The 11,833-nt window shown below is 71.6% G+C and carries 15 protein-coding genes; 4 read left to right on the top strand and 11 right to left on the bottom strand.

The window, feature by feature from the left end; translation table 11 throughout:
* Position 1 precedes the first annotated feature (1 nt).
* From ACVW00_RS09105 to ACVW00_RS09090, 4 genes are read right to left on the bottom strand one after another with little or no spacing between them, the layout of a single operon-like run.
* Entirely contained in the window at positions 2–1,804 is a 1,803-nt protein-coding gene (locus ACVW00_RS09105; protein ID WP_457110582.1) for a M1 family metallopeptidase, read from the bottom strand.
* Between the two features lie 8 nt (positions 1,805–1,812).
* The gene (locus tag ACVW00_RS09100; protein ID WP_457110581.1) at positions 1,813–2,187 is read right to left on the bottom strand and encodes a DUF3037 domain-containing protein; all 375 of its coding nucleotides are present in this window, start codon (positions 2,185–2,187) and stop codon (positions 1,813–1,815) included.
* On the bottom strand, positions 2,184–2,951 hold the full coding sequence (locus ACVW00_RS09095; protein ID WP_457110580.1) for a HipA family kinase: 768 nt from the start codon (positions 2,949–2,951) through the stop codon (positions 2,184–2,186). Before ACVW00_RS09095 ends, ACVW00_RS09100 begins: the two co-directional genes overlap by 4 nt.
* Positions 2,948–3,829, bottom strand: a complete 882-nt coding sequence (locus ACVW00_RS09090) for a PPK2 family polyphosphate kinase (RefSeq protein WP_457110579.1) — start codon at positions 3,827–3,829, stop codon at positions 2,948–2,950. The genes ACVW00_RS09095 and ACVW00_RS09090 overlap by 4 nt, the downstream gene beginning before the upstream one ends.
* A 23-nt stretch (positions 3,830–3,852) precedes the next feature.
* Here ACVW00_RS09090 and ACVW00_RS09085 point away from each other — a divergent pair, with 23 nt between their 5' ends.
* A complete protein-coding gene (locus ACVW00_RS09085; RefSeq protein WP_457110578.1) occupies positions 3,853–5,010 on the top strand; it encodes an ATP-dependent DNA ligase in 1,158 nt (385 codons plus the stop codon).
* The gene (locus ACVW00_RS09080) at positions 5,010–5,546 is read left to right on the top strand and encodes a hypothetical protein (protein ID WP_457110577.1); all 537 of its coding nucleotides are present in this window, start codon (positions 5,010–5,012) and stop codon (positions 5,544–5,546) included. The genes ACVW00_RS09085 and ACVW00_RS09080 overlap by 1 nt, the downstream gene beginning before the upstream one ends.
* Positions 5,547–5,650: 104 nt before the next feature.
* On the opposite strand, the gene ACVW00_RS09075 is transcribed toward ACVW00_RS09080, so the two are convergent.
* From ACVW00_RS09075 to ACVW00_RS09060, 4 genes are all read right to left on the bottom strand, one after another.
* Positions 5,651–6,100, bottom strand: coding sequence for a hypothetical protein (locus ACVW00_RS09075; protein ID WP_457110576.1), 450 nt, complete (start codon positions 6,098–6,100; stop codon positions 5,651–5,653).
* Positions 6,101–6,163: 63 nt separating this feature from the next.
* The gene (locus ACVW00_RS09070) at positions 6,164–6,664 is read right to left on the bottom strand and encodes a mycothiol transferase (protein WP_457110575.1); all 501 of its coding nucleotides are present in this window, start codon (positions 6,662–6,664) and stop codon (positions 6,164–6,166) included.
* Positions 6,661–7,041: a YchJ family protein gene (locus ACVW00_RS09065; protein WP_457110574.1), complete on the bottom strand. Its 381-nt coding sequence runs from the start codon at positions 7,039–7,041 to the stop codon at positions 6,661–6,663. Before ACVW00_RS09065 ends, ACVW00_RS09070 begins: the two co-directional genes overlap by 4 nt.
* Positions 7,038–8,120, bottom strand: coding sequence for a DNA polymerase domain-containing protein (locus tag ACVW00_RS09060; RefSeq protein WP_457110573.1), 1,083 nt, complete (start codon positions 8,118–8,120; stop codon positions 7,038–7,040). Before ACVW00_RS09060 ends, ACVW00_RS09065 begins: the two co-directional genes overlap by 4 nt.
* Before the next feature lie 96 nt (positions 8,121–8,216).
* On the opposite strand from ACVW00_RS09060, the gene msrB reads away from it, so the two are divergent.
* Together msrB and ACVW00_RS09050 are read left to right on the top strand one after the other, a co-directional pair.
* Positions 8,217–8,624 carry a peptide-methionine (R)-S-oxide reductase MsrB gene (msrB, locus tag ACVW00_RS09055; protein WP_457110572.1) on the top strand — a complete coding sequence of 136 codons (408 nt, stop codon included), beginning with the start codon at positions 8,217–8,219 and terminating at the stop codon, positions 8,622–8,624.
* Positions 8,625–8,653: 29 nt separating this feature from the next.
* Positions 8,654–9,616 carry a Vgb family protein gene (locus ACVW00_RS09050; protein WP_457110571.1) on the top strand — a complete coding sequence of 321 codons (963 nt, stop codon included), beginning with the start codon at positions 8,654–8,656 and terminating at the stop codon, positions 9,614–9,616.
* Here the strand turns inward: ACVW00_RS09050 and hemQ are convergent, their stop codons facing one another.
* Genes hemQ through hemG form a run of 3 tightly spaced genes read right to left on the bottom strand, consistent with a single transcriptional unit; the run spans position 9,617 to position 11,787 of the window.
* Positions 9,617–10,315, bottom strand: coding sequence for a hydrogen peroxide-dependent heme synthase (gene hemQ, locus ACVW00_RS09045; protein WP_457110570.1), 699 nt, complete (start codon positions 10,313–10,315; stop codon positions 9,617–9,619).
* A 22-nt stretch (positions 10,316–10,337) separates the two neighbouring features.
* Positions 10,338–10,820, bottom strand: coding sequence for a protoporphyrinogen/coproporphyrinogen oxidase (locus tag ACVW00_RS09040; RefSeq protein WP_457113090.1), 483 nt, complete (start codon positions 10,818–10,820; stop codon positions 10,338–10,340).
* A complete protein-coding gene (gene hemG / locus ACVW00_RS09035; RefSeq protein ID WP_457110569.1) occupies positions 10,801–11,787 on the bottom strand; it encodes a protoporphyrinogen oxidase in 987 nt (328 codons plus the stop codon). The genes ACVW00_RS09040 and hemG overlap by 20 nt, the downstream gene beginning before the upstream one ends.
* Positions 11,788–11,833 lie beyond the last annotated feature (46 nt).

The raw sequence follows: 11,833 nt of genomic DNA, 5'->3' as shown, positions 1-11,833 counted from the left end.
GTCAGCCCGGACTCTGCGAGAGACCGACCACGCGGTCGATGACGCGGGTCGCCACGGGGTGGTAGCCCGGCCTGGCGACCGCGTAGATCTCCCGCGCCCGCAGCGCGCCGCGCTCGGTCCGCATCAGCGCCTCGTAGAGCGGCCGGAGGAACTTCACCCGCCCCTGCCGTACCAGGAACGCCTCGAGTGCTGTGTCCACCTGCGCCACCTCGAGGACGTAGCCGGACTCCAACGCGACCACGAGCCAGGTCACCAGGATCTCGTCGTTGCGCGAGTCGGTCAGCCCGAAGGCCCGGTCGAGCTCGGCGAGCAGCGTGGTCCCCTCGACCGGCAGGGCACGGATGAGGTGGATCCACTCGTACGTGCTCCAGCCGCCTGTCCGGAGGTCGGCGACGGCGCCGCCCGCCACGAGTGACTCGACCTGCCGGTCCACCTGCACGAAGGCGGTCGAGGCCCACACGGGAGCGTTGTCCGGCAGGCCGGGCCCGTGCACCCAGGCGTCCAGGAAGATCTCCTCCGGGGACACCCCGGCCGGCTCGAGCAGCTCGCTCCGCAGCCGGGCCAGGAACATCGGGGTGTCCACCGGCTGGAAGGCGAAGTGATCGAAGTACGCGCGCAGGAACGGGTCGAACCGTTCGCGTCCGACGGCGCGCTCCAGCATCCGCAGGAACAGTGAGCCCTTGTCGTAGGCGATCCGGGTCGCGCCCTCGTCCGGGTCCCTGCCCGAGAGGTCCTGGGCCAGCACGGTCGCGGACGCGTCCAGGCGCGGGAGCAACCGGGTGAGGTCCTGGCGGTAGAGCTGCAGGAGCATCGTCGCGTACTCGGCGCCGTACACCTCCTCGACGATGCGGGTCTCCAGGTACGTCGTGAAGCCCTCGTTGAGCCACACGTCGCTCCAGGTGGAGTTGGTGACCAGGTTGCCCGACCACGAGTGCGCGAGCTCGTGGGCGACGAGCGACATCAGCGAGCGGTCGCCGGCCAGCAGCGTCGGCGTCACGAACGTGATCCGCGGGTTCTCCATGCCCCCGTAGGGGAAGCTCGGCGGCGTGACGAGGAGGTCGTAGCGGTCCCAGCGGTACGGACCGTAGAGCCTCTCGACCGCGGCCATCATGTCCTCGGTCTCGGCGAACTCGTACGCCGCCGCCTCGAGGACCGTGGGCTCGGCGTAGACGCCGCTGCGGTCGCCGAGGGGGCGGAACTCGAGGTCTCCGACGGCGAGCGCCATCAGGTACGACGGGACGCGCTGGGGCATCGAGAACCGGTAGACGCCGTCGCTGGTGCGTTGGGTCGGGTTCGACGCGCTCATCAGGGCGAGCAGGTCGGCCGGCACCCGCACGGTCGCGTCGTAGCTGAACCTGACCGACGGAGTGTCCTGCAACGGGACCCAGGAGCGGGCGAGGATCGCCTGGGACTGGGTGAAGAGGAACTGCTTGCCCGAGCTCGTCTGCGCCGGGCCCAGCCACTGCAGCGCCCTCGCGGCCGCGTGCGTGCGGTAGCGCACGACGACCGAGTCGGCGCCGCCGACCGCCACGGCGAGCCGGCTGCCGAAGACGGGGTCGTGGGGACCGAGGTGGAACGCCGCGGGCGTGCCGTCGCCCAGCGTCACCTCGCTGATCTCGAGCTGCCACGTGTCGAGCACCAGCTCGGTCGCACCCTCGGTGTGCCGCTCGAGGTCGATGCGGACCGAGCCACCGAGGCAGCGCTCGTCGAAGTCCACCTCGAGGTCGAGCGCGAGGTGGCGGACCGCGATCCGGCCGGGCTCGGCGTGCGAGTGCGGGTCGTCGGCGAAGGAAGGGGCGTCCACGACGTACCTCAGCGGACGAGCACGTCGAGCAGCCGCTCGAGCTCGCGGGCGGGATCATCGGTCAGGCCACCGTGGACCGGTCCGGGCTGGACGACCGTCGAGCGCGGCGCCTTGAGGAACCCGAAGCGGGTGCCCAGGTCACCGGCCGCCGCGTCGCCGAGAGCGGCGTCACCCCGGCAGACACCCTCGACGAACGCGAGCGCGTGCCGGACGGCGTCCAGGTCGATGCCGGGAGCAAGGCCGCGGAGGCGCGCGTCGTCGACGTGGCAGGCCGCAGCGAGGAACTCCGCCTGCTGGCAGTAGACGACCACCCCGACGTTCACGAACTCCTCGCGGTCCACGCGGGGGACGCAGCGCAGGACGACGTACTGGTAGGGGCTCATGCAGCACCCCGTCTCGGGAGCCAGCTGCGCGAGCCGTCGAGCCGCGCGCGCAGGAAGGCGACGTACGCCGCCCGCAGCTCGGCCGGTGGCACCGGTCCGGCCAGCCACTCGTCGGGGACCAGGCCGGTCACCTCGTCGAGGACGTCGTCGGTGACCAGCGCCGCGAGCTCGTCGGAGATCCCCGCAACGGAGTCCACGTGTGCGCGGAGCACGTGGTCGTCGGCGGACCACGGCTGCTCGGCGAAGCGGGCCGGGTCGGTGAGGCCGCCGCTCCACGCGTGGTGGAAGTAGAGCGAGGCGCCGTGGTCGATCGCCCAGAGATCGCCGTGCCAGACCAGCAGGTTCGGGTTGCGCCAGCTCCGGTCGACGTTCGCGACGTACGCGTCGAGCCAGAGGATCCTCGCGGCCACGTCAGCGGCGACCGGTACGCCGCCGTCGAACCCGAACGACCCGGGCAGGAAGTCGACGCCGAGGTTGAGCCCGAGGCTGGCATTGAGGAGGTCCTGGACCTCCTCGTCGGCCTCGTAGCGGGCGATGCCCTCGCTCAGCTCGATCGCCACCAGCTCGGGCGTGCGGATGCCCAGCCGGCGTGCCAGCTCGCCGACGATCACCTCCGCGACCAGCACGCCGAGCCCCTGACCGGCGCCACGGAACTTGCAGACGTACGTGCCGAGGTCGTCGGCCTCCACGATGCCAGGCAGCGAGCCGCCCTCGCGCAGCGGCGCGACGTACCGGGTGGCCGTGACGGTGGTCAGCGCGGTCACGAAGCGGAGCCAGGTCGTGCGGGCTCGAGCCGGGCACGCTGCTCGGCGACGTCGTAGTCCGGGGCGGGCCAGTCGACGTCGAGCGCGCGGAGCGTCTCGACCAGGAGCTGCGCGATCGCCCAGTTGCGGTACCACTTCCGGTCGCTCGGCACGACGTACCACGGCGCCGCGGCGACGTTGCAGCGCTCCAGCGCGGTCGCGTACGCCGCCTGGTAGTCGTCCCAGCGCGCACGCTCGTCGACGTCGCCGGGCTTGAACTTCCACTGCTTGGTCGAGTCGTCGAGCCGTGCGACCAGGCGCTCGCGCTGCTTGTCCGAGGAGATGTGCAGCATGCACTTGACCAGCGTGGTGCCGGTGTCCGCGAGCCGCTGCTCGAAGGCGTTGATGGCGGTGTAGCGGCGCTCGATCTCCTCCGGCGCGGCCAGCTCGTGGACCTTGACGACGAGCACGTCCTCGTAGTGCGACCGGTCGAAGATCCCGATCTCGCCCGCGGCCGGCAGCGCGTTCTCGACCCGCCACAGGAAGTCGTGCGCGAGCTCCTCGTCGGTCGGCTTCTTGAACGACTTCAGGGCGATGCCCGACGGGTCGAGCATCCCCACCGTGTGACTGAGCACGCCGCCCTTGCCCGAGGTGTCCATGCCCTGGAGCACCAGCAGGACACGCTGACGGGACCCGGTGTAGCCCTCGGCGAACAGCTTCTCCTGGAGATCGGCGAGCTCGGCGCCCAGCTCCTGCAGAGCCTTCTTGCCCGCCGACTTGCCGCGGTCGAACCCCGGCGTCGCGCGCGGGTCGAGTGCGGCGAGGTCCACCGGTCCCGCCGGCAGCTGCAGCAGGTGGCTGATCCGAGGCTCGTCACGTCGGTCGCTGCGCTTGCTCATGGCCCGACTCTAGGGTGTCCACCATGGACCTGCCCGTCATGCCGCCCGTCCAGCCGATGCTCGCGAAGTCGGTGAAGGGCATCCCCGATCCGGGGAAGTTCGACGGCGGGCTCAGCTTCGAGCCGAAGTGGGACGGGTTCCGGGCCATCGTGTTCCGCGACGGCGACGACGTCGAGATCACCTCGCGCAACACCAAGCCGCTGACCCGCTATTTCCCCGAGGTCGTCGCCGCGATCAGGGAGCAGCTGCCGGAGCGCTGCGTCCTCGACGGCGAGCTGTTCGTCGCGCTGGACACGTCGGGTCGACCTCGGCTGGAGTTCGAGACATTGCAGGAGCGCATCCATCCCGCCGCGTCGCGGATCAACCTGCTCGCCGAGCAGACCCCCGCCAGCTTCGTCGCCTTCGACGCGCTCGCCCTCGGTGACGACGACCTGACCACGCTGCCCTTCGCCGCGCGGCGGGCGCGACTCGAGGAAGGGCTGACCGACCTGCCGGCGCTGGACGAGCTCACCGGCCGGGTGCACCTGACGCGGACGACCACCGACCCGGCCGTCGCCGAGGAGTGGTTCCACCAGTTCGAGGGCGCGGGGCTCGACGGCGTGGTGGCCAAGCCGCTCGGTGCGCCGTACCAGCAGAACGCGCGCACGATGCTGAAGATCAAGCACGCGCGCACCGCCGACGTGGTGCTCGCCGGATACCGGCTGCACAAGACGTCGACGCCCGAGCGCCCGCTGCTCGGGTCGATGCTGCTGGGCCTGTACGACGGCGGCAAGCTCCAGCACGTCGGCGTCGCGGCGTCGTTCACCGAGGCCAGACGCGCCGAGCTGATGGACGAGCTGCGGCCGCTGGAGACCGACATCGAGAACCACCCCTGGGGCGAGTGGCAGGAATGGGCCGTCGCGAACCCGGACCGGGTCCCCGGCACCCAGAGCCGCTGGAGCGCCGGCAAGGACCTCTCCTTCACGCCGTTGCGGCCCGAGCGCGTGCTCGAGGTCGGCTACGAGCACATGGAGGGCCGGCGGTTCCGGCACACCGCGCAGTTCAAGCGCTGGCGGCCCGACCGCGACCCCGAGTCGTGCGGCTACGAGCAGCTCGAGGAGCCGGTGAGCTACGACCTCACTAGAGTGTTGGACGTGGAGCCGGACGGGCGTTCACAGGCGCGAGACGGGCAGGAGGCCTGATGGCCGAGTACGACGTGGTCCTGCTGGTCGAGCAGGCGCTGACCGCGCAGGACGCACAACAGGTCCGGGGGCTGCACGAGGAGATCGACGAGCCGGTGACCTATCACCTGCTGGTGCCGGTCGAGGACAGCGCGACCCAGATCGAGAGCGGCATGGGCGCGCTGGCCGGCGGGGAGGTGCTCGCGACCCCGACGATGTTCATGGATCCCGACGACATCGAGGAGATCCGGCACGAGGTCCTCGACGAGGCACGGGCGGCGGTCCGCGACTCGGTGGCGAACCTCGAGGCGGCTGGCGGCAAGGCGGTCGGTGACGTGGTCAGCGTCGACCCGATCCAGGCGCTGGCGAAGAAGGTCGCCGACGTCGACGCCCGCGAGGCGATCATCCTCACTCGCCCGCACGTGGTCAGCGAGTTCTTCCACCTCGACTGGACCTCGCGGGCCCGCCGCAAGCTCGGCGTACCGGTGCTGCACCTGCTCGAGCACGAGACCTTCGACGAGCAGGCCGGCGAGGGCGAGGGCATCAGCGGGTTCTGACCTACGTCGTTTCTGCCCGCTCGGCGCTCCCTGGCGCAGCTTTTCTGCCCGCTCGGCGCTCCCTGGCGCAGCTTTTCTGCCCGCTCGGCGTCTCCCGCGCGCCTTCAGGCGCGGAGCGCCGGGCTCTCGCTCAGTGGCTGGATCCGCTCGCCGAGTGACTCGGCGAGCTTCTTGTGCGCGTGGCCGACGACGAGGATGCGGGTGCTCCCGCTGTCACCGGTGACCGAGATCGTCAGGAGCAACGTCTCCCGGACGAAGAGCAGCACCAGCAACCCGACCGGGAGGCTCAGGATCGCCAGCAGCACGGCATACCGCGGATGGTGCCGGTAGGACACGGTCCAGGTGCCGGGCAGGTCCATGCGCACCTGCACGCCGCGCAGGTCGGCCAGCGCTCCGGCCACTACGGCCCGCACCTCGTCCGCGGATCTGGCGGTGGTGGTCTCGTCCGCGACGTCGACGACGGGGTTCGCCCAGGAGACAGCCACCGCCAGTGCGACCACGGCGAGGACGACCACGATCACGCAGAGCGTGACGATGTCGGAGAGACCGATCATCCACCGACGGTAGCGTCCGCTGACTCGACGTGTCCCCTGTTCGCGTCCGGTCGCAGCTGCCGGCTACTCCCCCGTCGGGCCTCCCGCCAGCTCGACCGCGATGTCGAGGTGGCCGACGTGCCGGGCGTACTCCTGGAGCACGTGGAAGCAGATCCACGACAGCGGCGCCGTGGGGCCCGGGTAGTCCGCAGGTGGCTGGCTCGTCTCGTCGAGGCGGTGAGAGGCAAGGATCTCGTCGGTGACGGCGCCCCCTTCGCGCAGCAGCCCGGCGACGTCCTCGGCCTGCAGGTCGTCGGCGGCGTACCAGGTGTCGTCCCGCCGGTCGCCCCACGGCTCCTCGACCTGCTCGCCGAGGAAGTTCCAGCGGAACCAGCGGCGCTCCATGTAGGCCAGGTGCTGCAGCAGCTCGAGCGGCGTCCAGCCGGTCGGGAGCCGCGAGGACCGTTGCTCGGAGACCGGCAGCGCCGACACCTTCGCGATCGCGGCCTCGCGGTAGTAGCGCAGGTACCCGGCGAACAGCTCGGCCGGGTCGGCCGTCTCCGGCGGCGGCTCCTCGTGGTTCATCCGTCCTCCTCGGTGTCGATGCCGTCCAGGTAGACCCAGCGCCCTGCCCGCCGGGTGAACCGGCTGCGCTCGTGCTGCTCGCCGCCGGCGTGCACAGCACGGAACTCCACGATCCCGTGGTCGTCGCCCGGCCCGCCGTCGACCACGTCGAGGACCTCGAGACCGCGCCAGTCCACCTGCGGGAGCGCTGCGAGGTCGTCCGGCCGGGTCGAGGGGTGCCAGCTGCGGAAGACGTGGTCGACGTCGCCGAGCGCGAACGCCGAGTAGCGCGAGCGCATCAGCTCCTCCGCGGTGTCGGCCGCCCGTTCGTTGCGGACGATCGGGCCGCAGCAGGCGTCGAACGACTCACCAGATCCGCACGGGCACCGCCTGGTCACGACTCGACCCTGTTGCCGTCCTCGTCCCAGTGCGCCGCCACCTTCTTCGAGGGCTGCACGCGCGGCGGCTCTCCCGGCATCTTGGGGTAGTCCGGCGGGTAGTTCATCTCGACGGCTCCCTGCTCCTCGAACAGCGCGAGCAGCGGCTCGATCGAGCACGCACGGTCGTCGATCGTCGCCCACGGGTCGCCGTCGGCGAGGCGGTCGGGCACGGTGAACAGGTTGTGCTCGCGGGGGTCCGTGACCCCGGCGAGCTCCTCCCAGGTCATCGGCGTGGAGACGGGTGCGCCCGGCTGCGGCCGCAGGGAGTACGCCGAGGCGATCGTCCGGTCCCGGCAGTTCTGGTTGAAGTCGACGAAGATCCGCTCGCCGCGCTCCTCCTTCCACCACGCCGTCGTGACGCCGGGGTCGCGCCGCTCGAGCTCTCTGCCGAAGCCGATCGCGGCGTGCCGGACGTCACCGAAGTCCCAGCGCGGCTCGATGCGCACGTAGATGTGGACACCGCGGTTGCCCGACGTCTTGGGGAACCCGACGAGCCCGAGCTCCTCGAGCAGCTCGCGGGCGAGCCCCGCGACACGGACCGCGTCGGCGAAACCGGTGCCGGGCTGCGGGTCGAGGTCGATGCGCAGCTCGTCGGGACGATCGACGTCGGTGCGGCGTACCGGCCAGGGGTGGAAGGTCAGGGTGCCCATGTGCGCGCACCACACCGGCACCGCGATCTCGGTCGGGCAGATCTCGTCGGCGGTGCGTCCCGACGGGAACGTGACCTCCACCGACTCCAGGTAGTCGGGCGCACCCTTGGGCACCCGCTTCTGGTAGAACGCATCCGCCTTCTCACCGGGCCGGCCGGTGGCCAGCTTGATCCCGGGCAGCACGCCGGCCGGCCAGCGCTCGAGCGCGGTCGGGCGGTCACCGAGCGCACGCATCAGTCCGTCGCCGACGGCGGCGAAGTACTCGGCCACCATCAGCTTGGTGACCTCCGGCGTGCGGTCCGTGGCCGGGTAGATCACCCGGTCCGGGCTCGACACGCGAACGGCCCGGTCACCGGCGACGACCTCGGCAGCAGCTGGCTTGGCCATGCCGACCAACCTAGGACACAGCGGTGCGCCCGCACGTCATTGTTTTGTCATCAACGTCACTGGGGTCCGCCGCACGTGCCGACTACGGTTGCCGGCATGGGATACACCGTGGAGAAGTCGGACGCCGAGTGGCGCGAGCAGCTCAGCCGCGAGGAGTACGCCGTGCTCCGCAAGGCCGGCACCGAGCGCGCGTTCACCGGGGAGTACACCGACACCAAGACCACCGGGGTCTACCGGTGCCGGGCGTGCAACGCCGAGCTGTTCCGCTCCGACACGAAGTTCGACTCCCACTGCGGCTGGCCGTCGTTCTTCGCACCGCTCGCCGAGGACCGCGTGGAGTACATCGAGGACCGCTCGTTCGGCAGCGTCCGGACCGAGGTCCGGTGCGCCAACTGCGGCTCGCACCTGGGCCACGTGTTCGAGGGCGAGGGGTACGGCACGCCGACCGACCAGCGCTACTGCATCAACTCGGTCAGCCTGACGCTGGAGCCCGACCAGGGCTGAGGCCTGGTTGACCTGCGTTACGGTCAGCCATGCGCCGGACCCTGCTCGCGGCCGTGGCGCTCCTCCTGCTCCTCGGTGGCTGCGGGAAGAGCGAGGCGCCGCGGAGCCCGAAGCCGAAGACCGAGGTCGCGAGAGTGGCCGTCGGCACCAGCCCGGTCGGGATCGCCGCGACGGCGTCCGGCGACCTCTGGGTGGTGGTCGCCGACGGCGACCTGCTCGTCCGGCTCCGGCCCGGGGACAGCAAGCCGACCGCGCAGGTGCCGGTTCCGGGTACGCCGCTGCGGGTGACCGCCGCTGAGGGCGGTGCCGCGCTCTGGGTCACGGCCTTCCGGGCGGGTGCCGTCGTGCGTGTCGACACCGGCACGATGAAGGTGACCGACCGGATCGCCGTCGGCGCCGGCGCCGAAGGGGTGGCCGAGGCGTTCGGCAGCATCTGGGTGGTCGCCCAGGACGACGGCCTGCTCGTCCAGGTCGACCCGGCGACCCGCAAGGTGGTCCACCAGGTCGACGTCGCTCCCGGCGTACGCCTCGTCGTGCCCGGACCGGACGCCCTGTGGCTCGACGACCACGTGGCCGGCGCCGTCGTCCGGGTCGACCCGAAGACCTTCGCGGTGGTGCGCAGCGACCACGTCTGCGACGGTCCCGAGGACGTCGTCGCGGGCTCCGACACGATCTGGGCGACCTGCAGCGTCAGCCAGGAGCTGGTGGCACTCAGTGCGACGGACCTGCAGGTGACCAAGCGGATCCCGCTCCGCGGCACGCCCGATGCGATCACGGCTGCGCCGGACGGATCGCTCCTCGTCGTGCTCCAGGACGGTCCGACGCTGGTCCGGTTGGACGGGTCGTCCGGCAAGGAGCTCTCCCGCACGCGACTCGCCGGCTACAAGCAGCTCTACGACCGGAGCAACCTCGACCTCGTCGTGACCGGGAAGGACGCCTGGATCACGTCGTTCGTGGGCGGCAGCGTCTTCCGCACGCCCTGGCAGACCTGATCAGGGCAGCGCGTGGATCAGGTCGGTCGCGGTCACCCTGCGGCCGGTGTAGAACGGGGTCTCCTCGCGCACGTGCATCCGGGTCTCGGACCCGCGGAGGTGGCGCATGAGGTCGACGATCCGGTGCAGCTCGTCGGCCTCGAAGGCGAGCATCCACTCGTAGTCGCCGAGCGCGAACGAGGACACCGTGTTGGCCCGGACGTCGGGGTACTCGCGGGCCATCTTGCCGTGCTCGGCGAGGAGGCGACGTCGCTCGGACTCGTCGAGCAGGTACCACTCGTAGGAGCGCACGAACGGGTAGACGCAGACGTAGCTGCGGGTCTCCTCCTCGGCGAGGAACGCCGGGACGTGGCTCTTGTTGAACTCCGCCGGCCGGTGCAGGGCCATCTGCGACCAGACCGGCTCGAGCCGGCGACCGAAGGCCGTGTGCCGGAACCGGTGGTAGGCGTCCTGGAGCTCGTCGGAGGTCTCCGCATGGACCCAGATCATCAGGTCGGCATCCGCCCGCAGGCCGGCGACGTCGTACAGGCCGCGCACGACCACGCCGGCGGTCCCGAGGTTGCCGAAGAGGGCCTCGATCTCGCCCGCCTCGAGCTCACGGTCGGCGTCGACGAGCGGGTCGCGCAGCTTGAAGACCGACCACATCGTGTAGCGGATGGTCGCGTTGATCTCGCGGGCCTGCTTCGCGCTGGTGCTCATGCCGCCATTGTCTCGCGGGCGCTCAGCGCGTGGACGCGGGGGCAGGCAGCACCCGGAGCACCTCGACGGCCGCCCGGTGGCCGGATGCGATGCAGGCCGGGATGCCTATCCCGTCGTACGCCGCCCCGCAGACCGAGATACCCGGGAGGCGGTGCACCTCCTCGCGGATCGTGGCGACGCGGTCGAGGTGCCCGACGGCGTACTGGGGCAGCCCGCCGCCCCAGCGCTGGACTCCGGCGTCGACCGGGCGGACCGACAGCCCGATGGCGTCGGCGAGGTCGTTCAGCACCACGTCGACCAGCTCCTCGTCGGTCTTCTGCAGCTGGTGCTCCTCGCGGTGCCTTCCCAGCGAGCAGCGCATCACCAGCAGATCGCCACCGGCCTCCCGGACCCAGCCCCACTTGGCGAAGGAGTAGGTGGCCGCCTTGACGGCACGACGGTCGACCGGAGGCACCAGGAACCCGGAGCCGGTGACCTCGGGCAGGTCACGGGCCCGGAAGGCCAGGGTCGTGATCGCGACCGACGCGTACTCGATCCGTGCGAGCTCCAGGGCCGCTGCGGGCGCGGCGTCGCTCAGCAGCCGTGCCGCGGGCGCCGCGGGGGACGGCCAGGATGACGGCGTCAGCGTGCAGGAGCCGTGGGTCGCGCGTCGACCCGATCACCAGGGTCCAGCCGCCGCCCTGACGGCGGACCAGGTCTCGCACGGTCGCGTCTGTCTCGACCTGCACTCCCGAGGACTCGACGACCGCGCCCGGGAGCCGGCCGACCCCGCCGACGATGCCGGCGAAGACCGGCGTGTCGCTCGCCGGGCCCTTCATCGCGCGGGCGGCCGCCTTGCTCATCGAGCGGTCGCGGTCGAGGAGGGCGACCACCTGCGGCACGGCGGCGCGTGCCGAGATCTCCCGCGCGTGGCCGGCGTACACACCGCCGAGAAGCGGCTCGACGAGCCGGTCGACCACCTCCTTGCCGAAGCGCTCCTCGACCAGGCCGCCGATGCTCGCGTCGTGGCCCTCGAGGGAGGATGCGGGCAGGACGGCGTCCATCGCCGCGCGAGCCAGCCCCGCCTTGGAGATGACCCGGCTCTCGGCCAGCGCCCTGAGGTCGGTCGGTATCCCCATCAGCGTGCGTGGCATCGGCAGCATCTCGCTGCGCGTCCAGAGGTTCGCCGAGGTCGTGGCCGGGTGCACGAGGTCGTCTGCCAGGCCGGAAGCACGGGTCAGCTCGACGGCTTCCGGCCGGCGGTTGAGCATCGCCTCGGCGCCCACGTCGACGACCACGCCGGCCACCTCGCCGAGGCGCAGCTTGCCGCCGATCTGGGGAGACGACTCCAGGATCACGACCTCGACGTCGGGCCTCTCGGCCCGCACCCGGGCTGCTGCGGCTACGCCGGCGATGCCCCCGCCGACGACGGCGACCGTGGGTCGCGCCGGGCCTTCGTCCGCTGTGCCCGCCTCCGCCGGAGCTTTCTCCACCCGCCCACCATCGCAAACCGGTCCACACCCGGTGCAACCGACCCCT

Source organism: Marmoricola sp. URHA0025 HA25, from assembly GCF_054059435.1.
The sequence above is the reverse complement of the archived record's forward strand: the minus strand, read 5'-3'. Positions and strand labels throughout refer to the sequence as shown.

Coding starts and splice junctions, on each gene's coding strand:
- ACVW00_RS09100 (WP_457110581.1), bottom strand. CDS start 2,187: ATGAGCCCCTACCAGTACGTCGTCCTGCGCTGCGTCCCCCGCGTGGAC.
- ACVW00_RS09085 (WP_457110578.1), top strand. CDS start 3,853: ATGGACCTGCCCGTCATGCCGCCCGTCCAGCCGATGCTCGCGAAGTCG.
- hemQ (WP_457110570.1), bottom strand. CDS start 10,315: ATGAGCACCAGCGCGAAGCAGGCCCGCGAGATCAACGCGACCATCCGC.
- ACVW00_RS09050 (WP_457110571.1), top strand. CDS start 8,654: ATGCGCCGGACCCTGCTCGCGGCCGTGGCGCTCCTCCTGCTCCTCGGT.
- msrB (WP_457110572.1), top strand. CDS start 8,217: ATGGGATACACCGTGGAGAAGTCGGACGCCGAGTGGCGCGAGCAGCTC.
- ACVW00_RS09070 (WP_457110575.1), bottom strand. CDS start 6,664: ATGAACCACGAGGAGCCGCCGCCGGAGACGGCCGACCCGGCCGAGCTG.
- ACVW00_RS09075 (WP_457110576.1), bottom strand. CDS start 6,100: ATGATCGGTCTCTCCGACATCGTCACGCTCTGCGTGATCGTGGTCGTC.
- ACVW00_RS09080 (WP_457110577.1), top strand. CDS start 5,010: ATGGCCGAGTACGACGTGGTCCTGCTGGTCGAGCAGGCGCTGACCGCG.
- ACVW00_RS09090 (WP_457110579.1), bottom strand. CDS start 3,829: ATGAGCAAGCGCAGCGACCGACGTGACGAGCCTCGGATCAGCCACCTG.
- ACVW00_RS09060 (WP_457110573.1), bottom strand. CDS start 8,120: ATGGCCAAGCCAGCTGCTGCCGAGGTCGTCGCCGGTGACCGGGCCGTT.